The organism is Cupriavidus ulmosensis, assembly GCF_977008105.1.
Window position 1 is genome coordinate 2,919,330 of sequence record NZ_CDRMWP010000001.1, and the last position, 20,234, is coordinate 2,939,563.

Annotated in this window: 22 protein-coding genes; 3 read left to right on the plus strand and 19 right to left on the minus strand. The window is 67.1% G+C overall.

The annotated features are described in order from the left end of the window. Nucleotides 1-5: 5 nt before the first annotated feature. Nucleotides 6-2,036: an excinuclease ABC subunit UvrC gene (gene uvrC, locus ACWTPI_RS13425; protein ID WP_454731879.1), complete on the minus strand. Its 2,031-nt coding sequence runs from the start codon at nt 2,034-2,036 to the stop codon at nt 6-8. Between the two features lie 129 nt (nt 2,037-2,165). On the opposite strand from uvrC, the gene earP reads away from it, so the two are divergent. Both earP and efp read left to right on the plus strand, forming a co-directional pair. After that, nucleotides 2,166-3,431 carry an elongation factor P maturation arginine rhamnosyltransferase EarP gene (gene earP / locus ACWTPI_RS13430; protein WP_454731880.1) on the plus strand — a complete coding sequence of 422 codons (1,266 nt, stop codon included), beginning with the start codon at nt 2,166-2,168 and terminating at the stop codon, nt 3,429-3,431. Between the two features lie 217 nt (nt 3,432-3,648). Next, a complete protein-coding gene (gene efp, locus ACWTPI_RS13435) occupies nt 3,649-4,209 on the plus strand; it encodes an elongation factor P (RefSeq protein WP_020205123.1) in 561 nt (186 codons plus the stop codon). Between the two features lie 98 nt (nt 4,210-4,307). On the opposite strand, the gene nagZ is transcribed toward efp, so the two are convergent. The 16 genes from nagZ to fabF form a co-directional block, all read right to left on the minus strand. Then, nucleotides 4,308-5,360 carry a beta-N-acetylhexosaminidase gene (nagZ, locus tag ACWTPI_RS13440; protein ID WP_454731881.1) on the minus strand — a complete coding sequence of 351 codons (1,053 nt, stop codon included), beginning with the start codon at nt 5,358-5,360 and terminating at the stop codon, nt 4,308-4,310. Further along, nucleotides 5,357-5,809 carry a holo-ACP synthase gene (gene acpS / locus ACWTPI_RS13445; protein ID WP_020205121.1) on the minus strand — a complete coding sequence of 151 codons (453 nt, stop codon included), beginning with the start codon at nt 5,807-5,809 and terminating at the stop codon, nt 5,357-5,359. The genes nagZ and acpS overlap by 4 nt, the downstream gene beginning before the upstream one ends. Then, nucleotides 5,806-6,588 (minus strand): pyridoxine 5'-phosphate synthase, encoded by a 783-nt coding sequence (gene pdxJ, locus ACWTPI_RS13450; RefSeq protein WP_454731882.1) that lies wholly within the window; start codon nt 6,586-6,588, stop codon nt 5,806-5,808. Before pdxJ ends, acpS begins: the two co-directional genes overlap by 4 nt. 10 nt (nt 6,589-6,598) lie before the next feature. Continuing rightward, a complete protein-coding gene (gene recO / locus ACWTPI_RS13455) occupies nt 6,599-7,477 on the minus strand; it encodes a DNA repair protein RecO (protein ID WP_454731883.1) in 879 nt (292 codons plus the stop codon). Next, the gene (gene era, locus ACWTPI_RS13460; RefSeq protein WP_020205118.1) at nt 7,470-8,405 is read right to left on the minus strand and encodes a GTPase Era; all 936 of its coding nucleotides are present in this window, start codon (nt 8,403-8,405) and stop codon (nt 7,470-7,472) included. Before era ends, recO begins: the two co-directional genes overlap by 8 nt. Further along, a complete protein-coding gene (gene rnc, locus ACWTPI_RS13465; RefSeq protein WP_020205117.1) occupies nt 8,402-9,172 on the minus strand; it encodes a ribonuclease III in 771 nt (256 codons plus the stop codon). Before rnc ends, era begins: the two co-directional genes overlap by 4 nt. Before the next feature lies 1 nt (nt 9,173). Then, entirely contained in the window at nt 9,174-9,581 is a 408-nt protein-coding gene (locus ACWTPI_RS13470) for a DUF4845 domain-containing protein (RefSeq protein WP_029044054.1), read from the minus strand. Between the two features lie 50 nt (nt 9,582-9,631). Further along, nucleotides 9,632-10,531 carry a signal peptidase I gene (gene lepB / locus ACWTPI_RS13475; protein ID WP_059415482.1) on the minus strand — a complete coding sequence of 300 codons (900 nt, stop codon included), beginning with the start codon at nt 10,529-10,531 and terminating at the stop codon, nt 9,632-9,634. A gap of 99 nt (nt 10,532-10,630) precedes the next feature. Further along, nucleotides 10,631-12,424, minus strand: a complete 1,794-nt coding sequence (lepA, locus tag ACWTPI_RS13480; protein ID WP_020205114.1) for a translation elongation factor 4 — start codon at nt 12,422-12,424, stop codon at nt 10,631-10,633. A gap of 169 nt (nt 12,425-12,593) precedes the next feature. After that, a complete protein-coding gene (locus ACWTPI_RS13485) occupies nt 12,594-12,872 on the minus strand; it encodes a glutaredoxin family protein (RefSeq protein WP_020205113.1) in 279 nt (92 codons plus the stop codon). 9 nt (nt 12,873-12,881) lie between these two features. Then, nucleotides 12,882-14,342, minus strand: coding sequence for a DegQ family serine endoprotease (locus ACWTPI_RS13490; RefSeq protein WP_370552885.1), 1,461 nt, complete (start codon nt 14,340-14,342; stop codon nt 12,882-12,884). A gap of 155 nt (nt 14,343-14,497) precedes the next feature. Further along, a complete protein-coding gene (locus ACWTPI_RS13495; RefSeq protein ID WP_029044052.1) occupies nt 14,498-15,574 on the minus strand; it encodes a MucB/RseB C-terminal domain-containing protein in 1,077 nt (358 codons plus the stop codon). A gap of 8 nt (nt 15,575-15,582) precedes the next feature. Next, a complete protein-coding gene (locus tag ACWTPI_RS13500; protein WP_043367076.1) occupies nt 15,583-16,212 on the minus strand; it encodes a sigma-E factor negative regulatory protein in 630 nt (209 codons plus the stop codon). Between the two features lie 165 nt (nt 16,213-16,377). Beyond that, nucleotides 16,378-16,977, minus strand: a complete 600-nt coding sequence (gene rpoE, locus ACWTPI_RS13505) for an RNA polymerase sigma factor RpoE (protein WP_020205109.1) — start codon at nt 16,975-16,977, stop codon at nt 16,378-16,380. A 129-nt stretch (nt 16,978-17,106) separates the two neighbouring features. Next, nucleotides 17,107-17,565: a hypothetical protein gene (locus tag ACWTPI_RS13510; RefSeq protein ID WP_454731884.1), complete on the minus strand. Its 459-nt coding sequence runs from the start codon at nt 17,563-17,565 to the stop codon at nt 17,107-17,109. Between the two features lie 64 nt (nt 17,566-17,629). After that, nucleotides 17,630-18,823 (minus strand): beta-ketoacyl-ACP synthase II, encoded by a 1,194-nt coding sequence (gene fabF, locus ACWTPI_RS13515; protein ID WP_231401673.1) that lies wholly within the window; start codon nt 18,821-18,823, stop codon nt 17,630-17,632. Between fabF and ACWTPI_RS13520 the strand changes: the two genes are divergently transcribed. Next, nucleotides 18,734-19,075 (plus strand): hypothetical protein, encoded by a 342-nt coding sequence (locus tag ACWTPI_RS13520; protein ID WP_231586647.1) that lies wholly within the window; start codon nt 18,734-18,736, stop codon nt 19,073-19,075. The two genes, fabF and ACWTPI_RS13520, sit on opposite strands and share 90 nt — an antisense overlap. On the opposite strand, the gene acpP is transcribed toward ACWTPI_RS13520, so the two are convergent. Then, complete coding sequence (gene acpP / locus ACWTPI_RS13525) at nt 19,065-19,304, minus strand: acyl carrier protein (RefSeq protein WP_008644813.1); 240 nt, start codon at nt 19,302-19,304, stop codon at nt 19,065-19,067. The genes ACWTPI_RS13520 and acpP overlap by 11 nt on opposite strands. 170 nt (nt 19,305-19,474) lie before the next feature. Then, on the minus strand, nt 19,475-20,224 hold the full coding sequence (gene fabG, locus ACWTPI_RS13530) for a 3-oxoacyl-ACP reductase FabG (RefSeq protein WP_020205106.1): 750 nt from the start codon (nt 20,222-20,224) through the stop codon (nt 19,475-19,477). Nucleotides 20,225-20,234 lie beyond the last annotated feature (10 nt).

The following is a 20,234-nucleotide window of genomic DNA, read 5'->3' on the forward strand; positions in this document are numbered from 1 at the left end:
CAGAATCAATGCAACTGGCGGTAGATTTCCTCGGCCAGCGCATGCGAGATGCCGTCCACGCTGGCGAGTTCGTCGATGCTGGCCGCCATCACGCCGCGCAGCCCGCCGAAGCGGGTCAGCAGCTTCTGGCGCCGGCGCGCGCCGACGCCCTCGATCTCTTCGAGCCGCGAGGTGGTGCGCACCTTGGCGCGGCGCGCGCGCATGCCGGTGATGGCGAAGCGGTGCGCCTCGTCGCGGATCTGCGCGACCAGCATCAGGGCCGCGCTGCCCTGCCCCAGCTCCAGCGAAGGACGCCCGTCGGCGAACACCAGCGTCTCCAGCCCGACCTTGCGGCCTTCGCCCTTGGCCACGCCGACCAGCAGGCCGATGTCGAGGCCAAGCTCCTCGAAGACCTGGCGCGCGACCTCGACCTGGCCCTTGCCGCCGTCGATCAGCACGATGTTGGGCACCAGCGCCAGCGCGGCGGAGGCCTCGCTCTGGCCGCCCCCCGCCCCGGCCTCGCCGCCGCCGGCCTCCTGCGCCTGCTCCAGCATCTCCACCAGCTTCTGGTAGCGCCGCGTCAGCACCTGGCGCATGGCGGCGTAATCGTCGCCGGGCGTGATGTCCTGGATGTTGTAGCGCCGGTATTCGGCGTTCTGCATCTCGTGGCGATGGAACACCACGCACGACGCCTGCGTCGCCTCGCCGGCGGTGTGGCTGATGTCGAAGCACTCCACGCGCAGCAGCGCGAGGTCTTCCAGGTCGAGCCCGATGGTCTCGGCCAGCGCGCGCGTGCGGGCCTGCTGGCTGCCCTGCTCGGCGAGCCGGCGCGACAGCGCGAGCGCGGCGCCCTGCTGCGCCATCTCGAGCCAGGCGCGGCGCTGCCCCTGCGGCTGGCGCACCAGCGTGACCTTGCGCCCGGCCTGCATCGACAGCGCCTGCAGCAGCGTCTTGTCCGTGGGCAGGTGGCTCACCACCAGCACCGGTGGCACCGCCTGGTCGAGGTAGTGCTGCGCCATGAAGGCGGCCAGCACCTCGGTGGCGATGCGCTCGGCCGCGATGCCGGCGCTGGACTCGCCGCCGGCGTCGGCGCCCGCATCCTCCTCGCCGACGATCATCGCGCCCTCTTCCACGTGGGCGGGAAAATAAGCCTTGTCGCCGAGATGCCGGCCGCCGCGCACCATCGCCAGGTTGACGCAGGCGCGGCCGCCTTCCACCGCCACCGCCAGCACGTCGATGTCGCTGGCCTGTCCGCCGACTTCCTCCACGGCCTGCCGGCTGAGCACGGTGGACAGCGCGCCGATCTGGTCGCGCACCGCCGCGGCCTGCTCGAACTCCAGCCGCCCGGCATGCTCCTCCATCTTGGCCTGCAGGCCGTCGAGCACTTCGCTCTGGCGGCCTTGCAGGAAGCGCGCGGCATTGCCCACGTCGCGCGCGTAGTCCTCCTCGCTGATGGCCTTGACGCACGGCGCGGTGCAGCGGTGGATCTGGTGCAGCAGGCACGGCCGCGTGCGGTTGGCGAAAACGGTGTCCTCGCAGGTGCGCAGCTGGAACACGCGCTGCAGAATCTGCATGCTCTCGCGCACCGCGTGCGCGCTCGGGAACGGCCCGAAGTACTGGTGCTTGCGGTCGGTCGAGCCGCGGTAGTAAGCCATGCGCGGGAAGCGGTGGCTGGTCAGCTTGAGGAACGGATAGGACTTGTCGTCGCGGAACAGGATGTTGTAGCGCGGCGCCAGGGCCTTGATCAGGTTGTTTTCCAGCAGCAGCGCCTCGGCCTCGGTGCGCACCACGGTGGTCTCGATGCGCACGATCTTGGCCACCATCATGGCGATGCGCGGCGACGGCAGGTTCTTGTTGAAGTAGCTCGAGACGCGCTTCTTCAGGTCGCGCGCCTTGCCCACGTAGAGCACGTTGCCCTGCGCGTCGAAGTAGCGGTAGACCCCCGGCAGGCCGGGCAACTGGGCGATCACCGCCTTGGGGTCGAACGGCGGCGCGGCCTCGGGGCCGGGCTCGGCGGGCGTGCCTGGGTTGTGGATTTCGGGTTCCGGCTGGGACATCGGGGAGGAATCGCGGGAGGGCATCGACCGTGTGGGCGCGGCCAGTCCGCGCCCGGCCGGCGGACGGCGGCGGCGCGACAGGCTCTAAAATCGCAAGTTTAGAGCAAATCGTTGCCGACTCCCGCCACCATGCCCGTCCGTCCCGATCCCACCGGCCAAGCCAGCCAGGCCGGCCGCACCGTCCGCTCGTGGGACATCTTCTGCACCGTCATCGACAATTTCGGCGACATCGGCGTCTGCTGGCGGCTGGCGCGGCAGCTCGCGCAGGAGCACGGCCACGCCGTGCGGCTGTGGGTGGACGACCTGCACAGCTTCGCGCGGCTGGCGCCGGGGCTCGACGTCGACGCCGCGCGGCAGGTGCTGGCGGGCGTGGAGGTGCGCACCTGGCGGCGCCCCGGCCAGGAAGGCGATCAAAGAAGCGGCCACGAGAGCGGACAAGACAGCGAACAGGACGGCGCCGCGCGCTTCGCCGGCGTGGTGCCGCACGACGTGGTGATCGAGTCGTTCGCCTGCGAGCTGCCGGCGCCCTTCCTCGCCGCGATGGCGGCGCGCGCGCCGCGGCCGGTCTGGATCAACCTCGAATACCTGAGCGCCGAGCCGTGGGTGCGGGAGCACCACCGCATGAGCTCGCCCCATCCGCGCCTGCCGCTGGTGAAGTACTTCTTCTTCCCGGGCTTCGAGTCCGGCACGGGCGGGCTGCTGCGCGAGTCCATGCTGGGTCTGCAGCGCGAGCACCTGCGCGAAAGCCCCGCGGCGCAGGCCGCGCTGTGGCACCGGCTGGGCGTGCGGCCCAGCGAGGGCGCGCTGAAGGCCAGCCTGTTCGCCTACCCCAACCCCGCCCTGCCCGCGCTGCTGGCGCAGTGGCGCGACGGCGCGGAGCCGGTGCAGTGCCTGGTCCCGGCCGGCCTCGCCGCGCAGCAGGCAAGTGCGTGGTTCGGCGCGCCGGATGCCGCGCCGGGCCGGGTCATGGCAGCCGGCAGCCTGACCATGCACGTGGTGCCGTTCGTGCGCCAGGAGCACTACGACGAACTCCTGTGGCTGTGCGACATCAACTTCGTGCGCGGCGAGGACTCGTTCGTGCGCGCGCAGTGGGCCGGGCGCCCGCTGGTCTGGCACATCTATCCGCAGGAAGAGGCCGCGCACCTGGTCAAGCTCGACGCCTTTCTCGACCTCTTCGTGAAGCGGCTGGAGCACACCGGCCAGGCGCCGGCGGCCGCCGCGCTGGTCGCGTTCTGGCATGCGTGGAACGAGCCCGGCAAGCCGCTCGACTGGGCGGCCCTGCGGGCACATCTGCCGGCGCTGCGCGACGCCACCGAGCGGTGGCAGCGCAGCCTGCAGCACCTCGGCGATCTGGCGGCAAATCTCGTGGCCTTCTGCGAAAATCAGGTAAAATAGTCGGTTGATTTGATGGCGACCGGGCCGGAAAACGGCGGTACCGCGACAGGATCCCGCGCGGCATGCCCCAAGGCATGCGCGCCACGGCATCCTGCGGTACCCGGGCGTAACTGGATGGACCGCGTATGGATGGCCGGTGCCATGCGCCGGCAACGCGCCTTCGCCATACTTCGCCACACCGAATTCCGAGACATTCTTTTTCAGGAAAACAGTTCAGATGAAAACCGCACAAGAACTCCGCGTCGGCAACGTGTTCATGATCGGCACCGACCCGATGGTCGTGCAGAAGGCCGAGTACAACAAGTCGGGCCGCAACTCCGCCGTGGTCAAGATGAAGTACAAGAACCTGCTGACCGAAGCCCCGGGCGAATCGGTCTTCAAGGCCGACGACAAGTTCGAAGTCGTGATGCTGGATCGCAAGGAGTGCACCTACTCGTACTTCGCCGACCCGATGTACGTGTTCATGGACGCCGACTACAACCAGTACGAAGTCGAGCAGGACAGCATGGGCGACTCGCTGAACTACCTCGAAGACGGCATGAACGTCGAAGTGGTGTTCTACAACGACAAGGCCATCTCGGTGGAAATGCCCACCACGCTGGTGCGCGAGATCATCTACACCGAACCGGCCGTCAAGGGCGACACCTCGTCGGGCAAGGTGCTCAAGGGCGCCAAGATCAACACCGGCTTCGAGCTGCAAGTGCCGCTGTTCTGCAATATCGGCGACAAGATCGAAATCGACACCCGTACCGGCGAATACCGCAGCCGCGCGAACTGAGCGCAGTTGGCCGCTGCCGCCCGCCACGGGTGGCGCGACGGAAAAAAGGGCAGCCTCGGCTGCCCTTTTCCTTTGCCTGCCGCCCGGCGGGCGCATCGTCACGCGATCAGGCCGTGCCCTTTCAGCTCGCGCAGCGCGCCGGCGTAGTCGGGGTCCTGCATCAGCTTGTTCCAGGGCAGCGGCTTGCGGCGGCCGAACAGCTTGCGGATGCGGCGCTGCGAGGCCTTTTCGGCGACGCCGGCATCGAGCTCGCTGAGCAACTGGTCGGCGCGCTCCGGGCTGTTGCAGATCAGCACCATGTCGCAGCCCGCGCCGAGCGCCGCGCGCGCGGCCTCGGTGACGGTGCCGGCCACGCTGGCGCCTTCCATGCTCAGGTCGTCGCTGAAGATCACGCCCTCGAAGCCGAGCTGGGTGCGCAGGATGTCCTGCAGCCAGAAGCGCGAGAAGCCGGCCGGGCTCGGGTCCACCTTCGGGTAGATCACGTGCGCCGGCATCACCGACGACAGCGCCATGCCCATCCATTCGTAGGGCCGCGCGTCCTGTGCCAGGATCTCGTCGAGGCCGCGCTCGTCCACCGGCACCGCCACGTGCGAGTCGGCGGCGACGAAGCCGTGGCCAGGAAAATGCTTGCCGCAGTTCGCCATGCCGGCCAGCAGCAGGCCGTGGGTCAGGTGGTTGGCCAGCATGGTCACGACGCGCGAGTCGGCATGGAAGGCGCGGTCGCCGATCACCGCGCTGCGGCCGTAGTCGAGGTCCAGCACCGGCGTGAAGCTCAGGTCGATGTCGCAGGCGCGCAGCTCGGCCGCGAGCACGTAGCCGCACTGCATGGCCGCCTTGGTCGCGGCCAGCACGTCGCGGTCCCACAGCTCGCCCAGGCGCGCCATCGCCGGCAGGTGGGTGAAGCCGTCGGTCCTGGCGCGCTGCACGCGGCCGCCTTCATGGTCGATGCAGATCAGCACGTCCTCGCGCACCGCGCGGATGTCCTGCGTGAGCGTCTGCAGCTGCACGCGCGACTCGAAGTTGCGCGCGAACAGGATCACGCCGCCGGTCAGCGGATGGGAAATGCGCCGGACGTCCTCCGCGTCGAGCTGCTTGCCTTTGACGTCGAGCACCACGGGACCCGGGCGCTTGCCGGAAATCTTGTTGATCATTTGGGTTCTTCACTAGGCTGGGAAGCGAGCGGCGCGCCGCCGCCGCGGGGAGCGGCGCCGCCAAGCTCGGCGATCGCGAAGGCGACCGCGTAATCGTGTTCGTCGCTGACCGTGACCCGCACCGTGACGCCGCGCTGGCGCAGCCACGCATCGAGCTCGCCGTGGCAGAGCGCATAGGGCTCGCCCGAAGGCAGGTTCAGCAGTTCCATCGCGCGCCACGTCATCGGCCAGCGCATGCCCAGCCCGATCGCCTTGGAGAAGGCTTCCTTGGCGGCGAAGCGCGTGGACAGGAAGGCCAGCCCGCGTTTCTCGGAGCGCGCGCGGCGCGCGTGGTACTTCAGCAGTTCCTGCGGCCCGAGCACCTTCTCGGCGAAGCGCCCGCGCGTGCGCTCCATCACGCCCTGCACGCGCTCGATCTGGATGATGTCGGTGCCGATGCCGTAGATCACGCTGCGGCGTCCGGGCGCGGATAGGTGGTGCCCAGACGCGCGGCCACCATGATGGCCTTCATCTCGCGCACCGCGTTCTGCCAGCCGGCGAAGACCGCGTGCGCGACGATGGCGTGGCCGATGTTGAGTTCCTTGATGCCGGGCAGCGCGGCGATGGGCTGCACGTTGGTGTAGTGCAGGCCGTGCCCGGCGTTGACCACCAGCCCGAGCCGCACGCCGGCGTCGACGCCGTCGGCGACGCGCCGGAATTCCGTGGCCTGCTCGGCCGGCGTGTGCGCGTCGGCATAGCGGCCCGTGTGCAGCTCGACCACGGGCGCGCCGCAGGCGGCGGCGGCCTCGATCTGCTCGGCCTGCGCATCGATGAACAGCGACACGCGGATGCCGGCATCGGCCAGTTGGCGGCAGGCGGCCTTGACCTGCTCGAAGCGCCCGGCCACGTCCAGCCCGCCTTCGGTGGTGACTTCCTCGCGGCGCTCGGGCACCAGGCAGACGTCCTGCGGGCGGATCGCGCAGGCGATGTCGAGCATCTCCTGGGTGAGCGCGCATTCCAGGTTCATGCGCGTGGCCAGCAGCGGGCGCAGCGCGTGCACGTCGGCGTCGCGGATGTGGCGGCGGTCTTCGCGCAGGTGCAGCGTGATCAGGTCGGCGCCGGCCTGCTCGGCCTGCAGCGCGGCCTGGATGGGATCGGGGTAGACCGTGCCGCGCGCGTTGCGCAGCGTGGCCACGTGGTCGATGTTGACGCCAAGGTCGATGACGCCGGGATGCGCGTGGAAAATCATGCGGGCAGGCTCAGAGATAGTGCAGGTCGATCAGGATCTGGCGCGTCTTCAGCGGCGCGCCTTGCAGATAATAATGCAGCAGGAAGCGCATCAGCGCACGGCTTTGCGTCACGGTCTGGGGCCGGCGGTAGTCGTCCTGCGACATGTCGAGCAGGGTCTGCCCGGACACCACCGGCCACGAGGACGGATCGCTCGGCTGCGCGCGGCGCACGCCGCGCTCCGGCTGGTACACGTAGTCGTGCTCCGGCTCCACCGCCTCGCCCGAGTTCGCGCATTCGTCGAAGGCCACGGCGAAGCCGGTTTCCTGCAGCAGCACGCGCTCGAAGCTGCGCAGCACCAGGCCGGCCTGCTCGCCGTGCGCGAGCCGCGCCAGCGTTTCCATGTACTGGCGGAACAGCGCCACGTGGGCGTCCTCGCGCGGGCAGAAGCGCAGCAGCAGCTCGTTGAGGTAGAAACCCGACAGCAGCGCGTCGCTGGCCAGCGGCAGCAGGCCGCCGACCCACTCCGCGCGCGTGAGCGTCTTGACCTCGCCGCGCCCGCTCCACGACAGCGAGACCGGCTGGAAATGCTGCAGCACCGGACGCAGCGCGGAATGCGGCCGCTTGGCGCCCTTGGCGACCATCGCCACGCGGCCGTGGTCGCGCGTGAACACGTCGAGGATCAGGCTGGTCTCGCGGTAGGGCCAGGCATGCAGCACGAAGCCGGGCTGGTTGGCCACGCGCAGCTCGGTGCGCGCCGGCGCGATGCGCAGCGCGCGGTCCATCATGGCGCGCTGCTCGGCCACCTCCATGCCGGGCACGGCGTGGCTGTCCAGCAGTTCGGCGGCTTCTTCCGCCACCGGGTCGATGCGGCGGGCCTTCAGTGCCGGCCCGCCCGCTCTGTCATTCATAGCCGTAGGCGCGCAGTCCTGCTTCGTTGTCGGCCCAGCCGCTCTTGACCTTGATGAACATCTCCAGGTAGACCTTGCCGTCGAACAGCTTTTCCATGTCGATGCGGGCTTCGGTGGAGATGGTCTTGAGCTTGGCGCCCTTGTTGCCGATGATCATGGCCTTGTGGCCTTCGCGCTCGACCAGGATGGTGGCGAAGATGCGCCGCAGCCGGCCTTCGGTCTCGAACTTCTCGATGATGACCGTGCTGGTGTAGGGCAGCTCGTCGCCGGTCCAGCGGAACACCTTCTCGCGGATGATCTCCGAGGCGAGGAAGCGCTCGCTGCGGTCGGTCATGGAATCGGCGTCGTACATCGGCTCGCCTTCCGGCAGGTAAGGCCGGATGATGCCGAGCAGGCGCGCGATGTGGTCATGGGTCTTGGCCGACATCGGCACCACTTCCGCGAACTGGAACTGGTGGCCCATCTTTTCCAGGAACGGCATCATCACCTCGGCGCGGTCCGCGCCGAGGCGGTCGAGCTTGTTGGTGACCAGCAGCACCGGCACCTTCTTCGGCAGCAGCGCCAGCACCTTCTCGTCGTCGGGGCCGTACTGGCCGGCCTCGACCACGAACAGCACCAGGTCCACGCTCGACAGCGTGGACGTGACGGCGCGGTTGAGCGAACGGTTCAGCGCGCTGGCGTGGCGCGTCTGGAAGCCCGGGGTGTCGACGAACACGTACTGCGCGTCGTCGGTGGTCTGGATGCCGACGATGCGGTGGCGCGTGGTCTGCGCCTTGCGCGAGGTGATGCTGATCTTCTGGCCGACCAGCGCATTCATCAGCGTGGACTTGCCGACGTTGGGACGCCCGACGATGGCCACGGTGCCGCAGCGGAACGCCGCGAAAGGGGTACCCGCGGCATCTTGCCGCGGATCGAGTGATTCGGTCATTCCTTCAACCTGAGAGACAACTGGGGATCGGGCGGCACCGGCTGCTTGCGGGTCTTGCCGGTACGCTCGGCCCGGCTGCGCTTGAGCAACTGGGGCACGAGCTTCTGCACCTCGTCGAGAGCCAGCTTGGCGGCGGCCTGCTCGGCGGCGCGGCGCGACGCGCCGGTGCCGAACACCCGCACTTCCAGTTTAGGCACGGTGCACTCGACTTCAAACTGCTGGTTGTGCGCCGCGCCGTGGGTGGCGATCACGTTGTATTGCGGCAGCGCTATCTTGTGGCCTTGCAGGTACTCCTGCAGCAGCGTCTTGGCATCCTTGCCCAGCGTGCGCGGATCGACCTGCTCGAGGATGGGGATGTACAGCTTGCGGATCAGGGTGCGCGCGCCCTCGAAGCCGGCGTCGAGGAACACCGCGCCGACGATGGCCTCGAGCGCGTCGGCCAGGATCGAGGGGCGGCGAAAGCCGCCGCTCTTGAGCTCGCCCTCGCCCAGTCGCAGGGCCTCGGACAACTGCAGCATCTGCGCGATCTCGTACAGCGCCTGCTGCTTGACGAGGTTGGCGCGCACGCGGGACAGGTCGCCTTCGTCGAGCTTGCTGAACATGCCGTACAGCATGTCGGCCACGGCGCAGTTGAGCACCGAATCGCCGAGGAATTCCAGGCGTTCGTTATGCAAGGCACTGTGGCTGCGGTGCGTCAGCGCCTGCTGCAGCAGTTCTGGCTTGCTGAAGCGGTAGCCGAGGCGTTGCTGCAAGGCGTCGAGGTTCATGTCAGTACTGCGTTCCCGAGTAGGTAATCAAAAGGCTCAGCGGGCCGTATAGCGGCACCTCGTTGCGGTAGGAGAATCCCACCGAGCGGATGGTGCCGTTGTCATCCTCGTGGATATCCAGATCGTCGCTGCGCACGGCCGTGATGCGGTCGATCTGCGCCTGCTTGTTGAAATAGTCGGCCACTTCGCGCCGGTTGCTCGCCTGCTGCTTGGCGTAGCTGACCGCGCGCTTGACCGAAAAATATTCCAGCAGGCTCGGTATCGCCCGGATCGCGGGAATGACCACGCCCACCACCACCAGGATGACCACCAGCAGGCTGCCCAGCGAAAATCCGCGCTGCCCGCTGTGCCTCGCCAGGCGCTGCCGCCGTCCCCCGACGGCACCGCCAATTCGTTCCGATTGACCCATAATGCGCTTTCCCTCGCTTGACCGGAGTGGTTATTCGCGCCGCGGGGATGCTACTTGAACGATCCCACGCGTCCGATATTGCCGAGGTTCATCCAGATCAGGAACGCCTTGCCGACGATGTTCTGATCGGGGACGAAACCCCAGTAACGTGAATCCAGGCTGTTGTCGCGGTTGTCGCCCATCACGAAATAGTGACCTGGCGGCACCTTGCAGATCAGCCCTTGCTGATTGTAAGTGCAGTTCTCGTGGAACGGAAAATCCGGGTCGGCGCCGGCGATGAAGGCCGGCCGGTCGGCGTCGTTGAGGATGCCGTGGACCGGGCCGGCCGGCAGCGTCTCGTCGAAATGCTTGGAGTACGACAGGCGCTCCTCGTCGAGGTAGTCGGGCAGCGGCGCGTATTGCGCCGGCTTGCCGTTGATGGTCAGGCGCTTGTCCTGGTAGCTCACCACGTCGCCCGGCACGCCGATCACGCGCTTGATGTAGTCGAGCGACTGGTCCTTCGGGTAGCGGAACACCATCACGTCGCCGCGCTGCGGCTCGCCCACCGGGATGATCTTCTGGTTCACCACCGGCAGGCGGATGCCGTAGTCGAACTTGTTGACCAGGATGAAATCGCCGATCAGCAGCGTCGGGATCATCGAGCCGGACGGGATCTTGAACGGCTCGACCACGAACGAGCGCAGCACGAACACCGCCAGGATCACCGGGAAGAAGCTCGCCGAGTATTCCAGCCACCAGGGCTGGCGCAGCTTTTCCTCGGCCAGGCGGCTGCGCGAGGTGTCGATCTCGCCGGTGCCGTAGCGGCCCTGGAGGTCGGCCCTGCGCGCATCGAACTCGGCGAGTGCGGCCTGCGCGGACAAGCGCCGCTGCTTTTCGAACACCAGCTTGTCGGCCACCCAGGCAATGCCCGTAATGACCACCAGCACAAAAAGGATCAGTGCAAAATTCATGACGGCTAGATCGTGGTGATGTTTTGTTAGAGTCCGCTTCGCCCGCGGCCAGGCGCAAGCCCGGCCCGGTTGCCTTGTTGCCTTGCTACCCTGCCCGCCTTACTTGTCGCTCACCTGCAGGATCGCCAGGAAGGCTTCCTGCGGAATTTCCACCGTGCCCACCTGCTTCATGCGCTTCTTGCCCGCCTTCTGCTTCTCGAGCAGCTTCTTCTTGCGCGAGATGTCGCCGCCGTAGCACTTGGCCAGCACGTTCTTGCGCAGCGCCTTGACGTTCTCGCGCGCGATGATGTTCGCGCCGATGGTGGCCTGGATGGCCACGTCGTACATCTGGCGCGGGATGATCTCGCGCATCTTGGACACCACCTCGCGGCCGCGGTACTGCGAGTTGCTCCGGTGCACGATCACCGACAGCGCATCGACCTTGTCGCCGTTGATCAGGATGTCGACCTTGACCACGTCGGCGGCGCGGTACTCCTTGAACTCGTAGTCCATCGAGGCGTAGCCGCGCGACACCGACTTGAGCCGGTCGAAGAAGTCCATGACGATTTCCGCCATCGGGATCTCGTACGTGAGCTGCACCTGCTTGCCGTGGTAGCTCATGTTGATCTGCGTGCCGCGCTTCTGCGTGCACAGCGTGATCACCGAGCCGACGTAGTCCTGCGGCATGTACAGGTTGACCGTGACGATCGGCTCGAGGATGTCCTCGATGCGGCTCGGGTCCGGCATCTTGGCCGGGTTCTCCACGGTCAGCATGGTGCCGTCGCGCATCTTGACCTGGTACACCACCGTCGGCGCGGTGGTGATCAGGTCCATGTCGAATTCGCGCTCCAGGCGCTCCTGCACGATCTCCATGTGCAGCAGGCCGAGGAAGCCGCAGCGGAAGCCGAAGCCAAGCGCCTGCGACACTTCGGGCTCGTACTGCAGCGAGGCGTCGTTGAGCTTGAGCTTCTCGAGCGATTCGCGCAGCGCTTCGTACTGGTTGGCCTCGACCGGATACAGGCCGGCGAACACCTGCGGCTTGACTTCCTTGAAGCCCGGCAGCGGCGCGGCGGCCTTGCGCGCCATGTTGGTGATGGTGTCGCCCACCTTGGCGGCCTTCAGTTCCTTGATGCCGGCGATGACGAAGCCCACCTGCCCGGCCGTCAGCGCCTCGCGCTGCAGCGACTTGGGCGAGAACACGCCGACCTGCTCGACCAGGTGCTGCGAGCCGGTGGCCATCAGCAGCACCTTGTCCTTGGGGCGCAGCGTGCCGTTGACCACGCGCACCAGCATCACCACGCCGACGTAGTTGTCGAACCACGAGTCGATGATCAGCGCCTGCAGCGGCGCGGCCGCGTCGCCCTTGGGCGCGGGCACGCGCGCGATCATGGCCTCGATCACGTCCTGCACGCCGACGCCGGTCTTGGCCGAGCACGGCGTGGCGTCCTGCGCGTCGATGCCGATCACTTCCTCGATCTCGCGGATGGCGTTTTCCGGGTCGGCCTGCGGCAGGTCGATCTTGTTGAGCACCGGCACCACTTCCACGCCGAGCTCGATCGCGGTGTAGCAGTTGGCGACGGTCTGCGCTTCCACACCCTGCGAGGCGTCCACCACCAGCAGCGCGCCTTCGCAGGCGGACAGCGAGCGGCTCACTTCGTAGCTGAAGTCGACGTGCCCCGGGGTGTCGATCAGGTTCAGGTTGTAGATCTGGCCGTCGCGCGCCTTGTAGTTCAGCGCCGCGGTCTGGGCCTTGATGGTGATGCCGCGCTCCTTCTCGATGTCCATCGAGTCGAGCACCTGCGCCTCCATCTCGCGATCGGACAGGCCTCCGCACAGTTGGATGATGCGGTCGGCCAGGGTCGATTTGCCGTGGTCGATGTGGGCGATGATCGAGAAGTTGCGGATATGGTCCATCGGATGTTCAGGGGTGCGCCTTTTCTCGCCTGGAGGTGCCCGCCAGGGCACGCCGGACGGCGCAGCGGCTATGAACGGCCTGGAACCGGCACCCTGCCGGGCACGCGCCGTTCCGGGCCGCAAGGTTGGTGGCGCGGATTTTGCGCCAAAGCGCGATTTTACCGTACTTTCAAGGACTTCCGTATGGCGAGATGGCTTGCGCCGCCAGCCACGCCCGCACCCGCGGGACGTCGAGGAAATAGTGGCACAGCTCGTCGCCGGCACCCGCGGGCGTGCCGGTCATCAGCACCGGCACCAGCTCGCCGAAGCGGGCCTCGGTGGCGGCGTCGGCATCGACGTCCACCTCGTGCAGGACAAAGGAAAAATCGCGCCGGAGCGGCTCCAGCGCGATCTTCATGTCCTCGCACAGATGGCAGTAGGTCCTGCCATACAGCGTGAGCGCGGTCATGGGAACGGGCTAGCGTGAGGAAACCGTGCCCGGCCGCAGCGTCAGCACCTGGGTGGCGTCGCCGCGCCTGACGAACACCGCGGCGATCTTGCCCTTGTCCAGGCCCTTGACCAGTTCGTTGAACTGGCGCGGGCTGGTCACGTCGCTGTCGCCCAGGCGCAGGATGATGTCGCCCGGGCGGATGCCGGCGCGCTGGGCCGGGCCGTCGGCCTGCTCGACTTCCACCCCGGACTTGATCTTCAGCTCCTTGAGCTTGGCGTCCGGAATCTCGTTGACGATCAGCCCCAGCGCGTTGGGCTTGGCCGCCTGCGCGGCGCCGTCGTCACGCGGCGCATTGCCGTTGCGTGCCTTGACCTTGGTGTCGGCGTCCAGCTCGGCCACGGTGATGTTGACGTCGCGCGTCGCGCCCTTGCGCCACAACTGCAGCGGCACGCGCGTGCCCGGCTTGATGTCGCCGACCATGCGCGGCAGGTCCGAAGCCTTCTCGATGTCGCGGCCGTTGAACTTCAGGATGATGTCGCCGGCCTCGATGCCGGCCTTCTCGGCGGGCCCGCCCGGCTCCACGCTGCCCACCAGCGCGCCGCGCGCGCGGCCCAGGCCGAGCGAGTCGGCGACTTCCTTGGTCACGTCGCCGATGGCCACGGCGATGCGTCCGCGCGTGACCTTGCCGTTCGCCTTGAGCTGCTCGGTCACGCGCATCGCCTCGTCGATGGGAATCGCGAAGGAAATGCCCATGTAGCCGCCGCTGCGGCTGTAGATCTGCGAATTGATGCCGATCACTTCGCCGCGCAGGTTGATCAGCGGGCCGCCCGAGTTGCCGGGGTTGACGGCCACGTCGGTCTGGATGAACGGCAGGTAGTCGCCGGTGTCGCGTCCCTTGGCGGAGACGATGCCGGCGGTCACGCTGTTGTCGAGGCCGAACGGCGAGCCGATCGCCAGCACCCACTCGCCCGCGCGCACCTTGTCGGAGTCGCCGAGCGTGAGCTTGGGCAGGCCGGTGGCGTCGACCTTGAGCAGCGCCACGTCGGTGCGCTTGTCCGAGCCGATCAGCCTGGCCTTGAATTCGCGCTTGTCGGGCAGCGTGACGTAGATGGTGTCCGCGTCGGCCACCACGTGCGCGTTGGTCATCACATAGCCGTCCTGGCTGATGACGAAACCGGACCCGACCCCGCGGCTCTGCTCCTCGCCCTGCGGCGGCTGGCCGCGGCGCGGCGCGCCCGGCGGCGTGGGCGTACCCGGCGCGCCGGGCATCGGCACGCCGAAGAAGCGGCGGAAGAACTCGGCCATTTCATCGTCGTCGGGGCTGCCGTTGCCGCGCGCGCGCACCCGCTCGGTGGTGCGGATATTGACGACGGCCGGCCCGGTCTTGTCGACCAGATCGGTGAAATCGGGCAGCCCGTAGGACTGCGCGGCGGCCTGCGCATGGCTCACTTCTGCGACCAGCGGCGCAAACGCGAGAATGGCAGCCATGAGCACGGTCCGAGCCAAGGCTGGAGATCTTGGTGACATCATCGACTCCCGGAAATCGGCAAAAAGGAAGGAAACAGGGCTTCGGAGGGGCCGTGGCGCGGCGCGCCCGCGGCGGGGAGCCGCGGCGCCACCGGCGGCCCGGAGCGCGGGCCGGCTCAGTGCGCCTTCGGCGGTGGCTTGTATTCTACCGCCGAGGCGAACTGGCGGACGGTGGCGGGCGGCACTTCGCCCACCACGGTGATCCAGAAATCGGCGACGCGCCGCACCACCACCTGGGTGGCGCCCAGCGAGGCGACGCCTTCGCGGCGCACGCGCTGCTCGGAAACCGGCTCGATGAACACCGACAGCCCGGTCAGCCCGTCGCTGTAGACAATCTGGAGCACCTCGAAGACCTGCCCGCGCGGGTTGGCCTGCGGCGAGCGCAGTTCGCCGAGCGGGCGACGGACCTCGCGGATCTTCATGAAGCCCTTGACCGGAATCCCGATGCTCCAGCCCTCGTCGGCGATGTTGGCCGGCTGGTTGGTGACTTCGTAGTGATTCCAGGAACTGGCGTTCTTGATGGCGGTGAGAATGCGCTGCTTTTCCGAGGGCACGCCGATCTCGACCTGCGAGAACGCGACCTGCTCGAGCACCTTGCCGCCCTCGCCCACGGTCTGGGCGCGCATCAGCAGCCCGGAGTTCTTCTCGGCCCACAGCCGCACGGCATAACGCGCGGCATCGTGCGGATCGAGCGAGAACACTTCGCATTCGACCCCGGCGACGCGCTCGCCGGGCAGCTTGCGCATCTCGTAGATGTCGAGGACATCGCTTTTGTTGGTCGCCAGCAGGGCCGGGAAGCGGTCCTTCGCCTCCTGCTTTTCCACCACCACCAGCTTGGCCTCGGGGATCAGGCTGTGCACGACGTCGTTCTGGCGCAGCACCTCGCGCGGCTTGCCGTCCAGCGTTTCCAGCCGTTCGTATTCGTTGTTGACCAGGTCGCTGTAGTGCTGGATGCGCGAGGCATGCATCACGCTGCCGCGCTGATAGATCAGCGTGCCGACATAATTCTCGCGCTGGGCCGCGCGGTGGATCTTGTTGAGCCAGGCCGTCGCATCCCGCCGGGCCAGGGTATTGTCCGCCGGCTGCGCGCCTGCCGCAGCCGCAGTCAGACACAAGGCCAGAAAAAAGGACCTGCGAAGGGCCCTTATTCTGCGTGCGCCCGCTACGTTGGCGGGCGACCATCCTTTATGCATGTCCGGCATTATTCCTGCGAATTGTCCTGAGAAAAGTTTGCACTGTTGACAACGGTGCGCATGGTCGGGACGACCGCGTCGGTGGCCACCGACACCCGGTGGGCACGCAGGTATTCGTCAAGGCGCGGATCGCGGATCATCTGCGCGCTGTCGGCGGAAACGGTCACGATGCCACCGGCCTTGGGCACGGCGGGCTGCTCGGCACGCGCCACCACGGCATCGGGCGCGCCCACGTCGCCGGTGCCGCGCATCTGCGGCACCACGACCCAGCTCACGGCCGCCACGGCGGCGGCGATGGCCGTGCCCGGCATCACCCGGCGCACCCACGAAGGCTTGAACAGCATGCGATGCGCCGCCGCCTGCTGGGCCACGGCGGGCACCAGCACGTGCGGTTCGCTGTCGAGACGCGCGGAAAAACGGGAGAGGAAATCGTCGGTCGAGCCGGCATGCGTCAGTTCTTCCGAACGCAGGGCATCGCCGATCAGCTGGAACGTGGTCCAGCTTGCCATGCCGTCCTCGCCCTTGGCGAGATCCAGTACGGCGTTGACTTCGTGCGGCGCCAGCTCGCCATCCATCAGCGCGGAGATCTGCTCCGCTGCTTCCACTACATGAACCGACTGCTTATGAGCCTGACCCATTTCCCACCCCTAGAAAAACCATTGAACACCGACAATCCCGTCTGACTGCTTTTGTCGTTTATCGATGCAGGAATAGGCTGCAACGCTGGCCGCACGACATTTTCTTACCACTTACCACTGTCTTGCTACTTACCGTTTACCACTGACTTACCGCCGATTTACCGCTTACCACCGCTTGCCCTCTGCCGTTCCCAGCAGCGGACGCAATTTCTCGGCGATCGCCTCGCGCGCCCGGAAGATGCGTGACCGGACCGTTCCGATCGGACACCCCATCGCCTCGGAAATCTCCTCATAGCTGAGGCCCTCGATTTCGCGAAGCGTGATTGCCGTGCGCAGTTCTTCCGGCAGGGCTTCCATCGCCCGGTTGACCGTTTCGGCCACCTGTCGGGTATGGAGCATCGACTCCGGCGTATTGATATCTCTTAGTTGCTCGCCATCCGCAAAAGTTTCAGCCTCTTCGGCATCGATGTCGCTGGTGGCTTCCGGCCTGCGCCCCTGGGTTGCCAGGTAGTTCTTTGCCGTGTTCACCGCAATCCGGTACAACCAGGTGTAGAACGCCGACTCGCCGCGGAATTGCGGCAAGGCACGATACGCCTTGATAAAGGCGTCCTGTGCCACATCCTCCACTTCCGCCGAATCCCGCACCAAGCGCGAAATGAGCCTGATGATCTTGCGGTGGTATTTGGCCACCAGCAGTTCAAAGGCCCGCTTATCGCCCTTCTGGACGCGTTCAACGAGGAGCTGATCGGCTTCGCGTTCGCTCACGAATGGTTCACCTGCAGTGTATCTCTTGGTATCGTCTTCACGACAAACGTTGTATTTTACCTACGTAGCCGGCGCACGGTCAGTGCGTTGCAACGCATTTTGTGACGAATGGTTGCAGCGCGGCGCCGCTCATGCTGCCTCGCGCGCCGGCGCCTGTTCGCGCCGCGCCGCGCCGAGTGCGCGCCTCAGTGCCCGCAGGGAATCGGAAGCCGCGGCTCCCGGGCCGATGATCAATGTCCGCGGCGGCGTGCCGCTGACCGGCTCCAGCGCCAGCACGAGCGCCAGGCCGCCCAGGTCCCAACTGCCGGCGACCCGCGCCACCGCATCGGCGCCGGTATGCAGGCGGACCAGGATGGCGGGCCGTCCCGCGGCACCGCCGTGCCCCGGCGCCAGTCCGGCATAGGTGCAGCCGGCGGCCCGCCAGAGCGCGGGCCAGTGGCTCAGGAGCCAGCCGCCGGCTGCCGCCGCGGCCAGCGCCGGCAGCCACTGCGCCAGGCCCCAGCCTTCGGGAGAACGCGCCAGGCTCCACGCGGCCTCGCGCGCGAGCAGCGCAAGCGCCGCCAGTTCGCCGGCCAGGAACAGCGCCAAGACCCACCGCAGGCGATGGGTCCCGAACGAAGTCCGGAGGAGCGTCACCCGGCGGCTGCCGGGTTCAGACGCGGCGGAAGACAAGCGTGCCGTTGGTGCCGCCGAAACCGAAGTTGTTCTTCACCGCGACGTCGATCTTCAGGTCGCGTGCCGTGTTGGCCACGTAGTCCAGGTCGCATTCGGGATCCTGGCTGAAGATGTTGATGGTCGGCGGCGAGACCTGGTGGTGCAGCGCCAGCACGGTGAAGACGGATTCGAGGCCGCCGGCGCCGCCCAGCAGGTGGCCGGTCATCGACTTGGTCGAATTCACGGCCATCTTGTAGGCGTGGTCGCCGAAAGCCAGCTTGATGGCTTCGCTTTCGTTCTTGTCGCCCAGCGGGGTCGACGTGCCGTGCGCGTTCAGGTAGCCCACCTCGTCCGCGTTGATGCGGGCGTCCTTGAGCGCGTTGACCATGCAGCGGCGCGGGCCGTCCATGTTGGGTGCGGTCATGTGGTAGGCGTCCCCGCTCATGCCGAAGCCGATCAGTTCCGCGTAGATCCTGGCGCCGCGCGCCTTGGCCGACTCGTACTCCTCGATCATCATCACGCCGGCGCCTTCGCCCAGCACGAAACCGTCGCGGTCCTTGTCCCACGGACGGGAGGCGGCGGCGGGATCGTCGTTGCGGGTCGACAGCGCGCGCGCGGCGGCGAAACCGCCGATGCCCAGCGGCGACACGGTCGATTCGGCGCCGCCCGCGAGCATGGCATCGGCATCGCCGGCCTGGATCAGGCGGGCCGCCAGGCCGATGCTGTGCAGGCCGGTGGTGCAGGCCGTCACCACGGCCAGGTTCGGGCCCTTGAGTCCGTGATAGATGGACAGGTGGCCCGAGATCATGTTGATGATCGAACCCGGCACGAAGAACGGCGAGATCCGGCGCGGACCGCGGTTGGTCAGCTCGGCGTGGGTATCCTCGATCATCGGCAGGCCGCCGATGCCCGAGCCGACCAGCACGCCGACGCGGTCGGCATTGGCTTCGGACACCACGTAGCCGCTGTCCTTCAGCGCCTGCGTCCCCGCTGCGATGCCATAGTGGATGAACGTATCCATATGGCGGGCTTCCTTGGCGGGGATGTAGTCCTCGGCCTTGAAACCCTTCACTTCGCCGGCGAAGTGCACGGCTAGCGCGGAATGATCGAATTTGGTGATGGTGGCGATGCCAGACTGACCGGCAACCAGATTGGCCCAGCCCTCGGCAACCGTGTTTCCGACCGGAGACACAAGGCCAAGCCCAGTGACGACGACGCGACGACGGCTCACTATGATTTCCTACGGGTACGTGAAGCAGAACCGGAACGACGACCGGCGCCGGCCATGACAGCCTTGCGCCAGGCCACGCCGGTCACGGCGCGGCATATCCGATTGTGCTTCTTCGAACAGACGAAAGCCACAGAAAACAGCGCGGACGACCCTGCGGCCAGTCCGCCTGTTTTCTGTGGCTCGGAATCCAGATACGACAGGCTCAGGCCTTGACGTGTGCGGTGGCGTAATCGATGGCCTGTTGCACGGTCGTGATCTTTTCGGCTTCCTCATCGGGAATTTCCATGCCGAATTCATCTTCCAACGCCATCACGAGCTCAACCGTGTCCAGCGAATCCGCACCGAGATCGTTCACGAACGAGGATTCGTTCTTGATGTCAGCCTCGGCCACGCCGAGTTGCTCTGCCACGATTTTCTTGACGCGTTGTTCGATATTGTCCATGTAACCCTCCAGGGAAGTTCGACAAAAAGTGGGCGCATTTTAGCAGGTTTGGACCATAAAAATCCCACCCGCCTTCCATTGCAAGAACCGCGCCCGTTCAGTTCAAAAAACAACCACTTCACACGGCATCTACCGGCTTCTCCCTCGAAACCGTCCGCCGTGAAACGTGATCAATTCATGTACATGCCACCATTCACATGGAGCGTCGTACCGGTAATGTAGGCTGCCTGGGGGCCGGCCAGGAAAGCCACCGCATGCGCGATGTCTTCCGGCTGGCCGAGGCGGCCCAGCGGGATCTGGGTCTTCAGTGCCGCGTGCTGCTCATCCGACAGGACCTTGGTCATGTCGGTGTCGATGAAGCCCGGCGCCACGCAGTTCACGGTCACGTTGCGGCTGCCGATCTCGCGCGCCAGCGCGCGGCTCATGCCTTCCACGCCGGCCTTGGCGGCGGCGTAGTTCATCTGGCCCGGGTTGCCGGTCGAGCCGACCACCGAGGTGATGTTGATGATACGGCCGCCGCGCGCCTTCATCATCGGGCGCAGCACCGCGCGCGACAGGCGGAACACCGCGGTCAGGTTGGTCTCGATCACCGCGCTCCAGTCCTCGTCCTTCATGCGCATGGCGAGCTGGTCCTGCGTGATGCCCGCGTTGTTGACGAGGATGCCGAGGCCGCCGTGCGCCTTGACCAGTCCGTCGATCAGCGCCTCGGACGCCGCGGCGTCGTTGACGTTGAGCACCGCGCCGCGGCCCGTGCCGCCGGCCGCGGCCAGGTATTCGCCGATGGCGGCCGCACCCGCCTCGCTGGTGGCGGTGCCGATCACGGTGGCGCCCTGGGCAGCCAGCTCGAGCGCGATGGCGCGGCCGATGCCGCGCGAGGCGCCCGTTACCAGCGCGACCTGGTTTTCCAGAGTTTTCGTCATAGCGTTGGTC

Bases quoted from the DNA above. Each gene is read 5' to 3' on its own strand.
- uvrC (WP_454731879.1), bottom strand. From the start codon at position 2,036: ATGTCCCAGCCGGAACCCGAAATCCACAACCCAGGCACGCCCGCCGAG.
- earP (WP_454731880.1), top strand. From the start codon at position 2,166: ATGCCCGTCCGTCCCGATCCCACCGGCCAAGCCAGCCAGGCCGGCCGC.
- efp (WP_020205123.1), top strand. From the start codon at position 3,649: ATGAAAACCGCACAAGAACTCCGCGTCGGCAACGTGTTCATGATCGGC.
- nagZ (WP_454731881.1), bottom strand. From the start codon at position 5,360: ATGATCAACAAGATTTCCGGCAAGCGCCCGGGTCCCGTGGTGCTCGAC.
- pdxJ (WP_454731882.1), bottom strand. From the start codon at position 6,588: ATGATTTTCCACGCGCATCCCGGCGTCATCGACCTTGGCGTCAACATC.
- recO (WP_454731883.1), bottom strand. From the start codon at position 7,477: ATGAATGACAGAGCGGGCGGGCCGGCACTGAAGGCCCGCCGCATCGAC.
- era (WP_020205118.1), bottom strand. From the start codon at position 8,405: ATGACCGAATCACTCGATCCGCGGCAAGATGCCGCGGGTACCCCTTTC.
- rnc (WP_020205117.1), bottom strand. From the start codon at position 9,172: ATGAACCTCGACGCCTTGCAGCAACGCCTCGGCTACCGCTTCAGCAAG.
- ACWTPI_RS13470 (WP_029044054.1), bottom strand. From the start codon at position 9,581: ATGGGTCAATCGGAACGAATTGGCGGTGCCGTCGGGGGACGGCGGCAG.
- lepB (WP_059415482.1), bottom strand. From the start codon at position 10,531: ATGAATTTTGCACTGATCCTTTTTGTGCTGGTGGTCATTACGGGCATT.
- lepA (WP_020205114.1), bottom strand. From the start codon at position 12,424: ATGGACCATATCCGCAACTTCTCGATCATCGCCCACATCGACCACGGC.
- ACWTPI_RS13485 (WP_020205113.1), bottom strand. From the start codon at position 12,872: ATGACCGCGCTCACGCTGTATGGCAGGACCTACTGCCATCTGTGCGAG.
- ACWTPI_RS13490 (WP_370552885.1), bottom strand. From the start codon at position 14,342: ATGGCTGCCATTCTCGCGTTTGCGCCGCTGGTCGCAGAAGTGAGCCAT.
- ACWTPI_RS13495 (WP_029044052.1), bottom strand. From the start codon at position 15,574: ATGCATAAAGGATGGTCGCCCGCCAACGTAGCGGGCGCACGCAGAATA.
- ACWTPI_RS13500 (WP_043367076.1), bottom strand. From the start codon at position 16,212: ATGGGTCAGGCTCATAAGCAGTCGGTTCATGTAGTGGAAGCAGCGGAG.
- ACWTPI_RS13520 (WP_231586647.1), top strand. From the start codon at position 18,734: ATGATCGAATTTGGTGATGGTGGCGATGCCAGACTGACCGGCAACCAG.
- acpP (WP_008644813.1), bottom strand. From the start codon at position 19,304: ATGGACAATATCGAACAACGCGTCAAGAAAATCGTGGCAGAGCAACTC.
- fabG (WP_020205106.1), bottom strand. From the start codon at position 20,224: ATGACGAAAACTCTGGAAAACCAGGTCGCGCTGGTAACGGGCGCCTCG.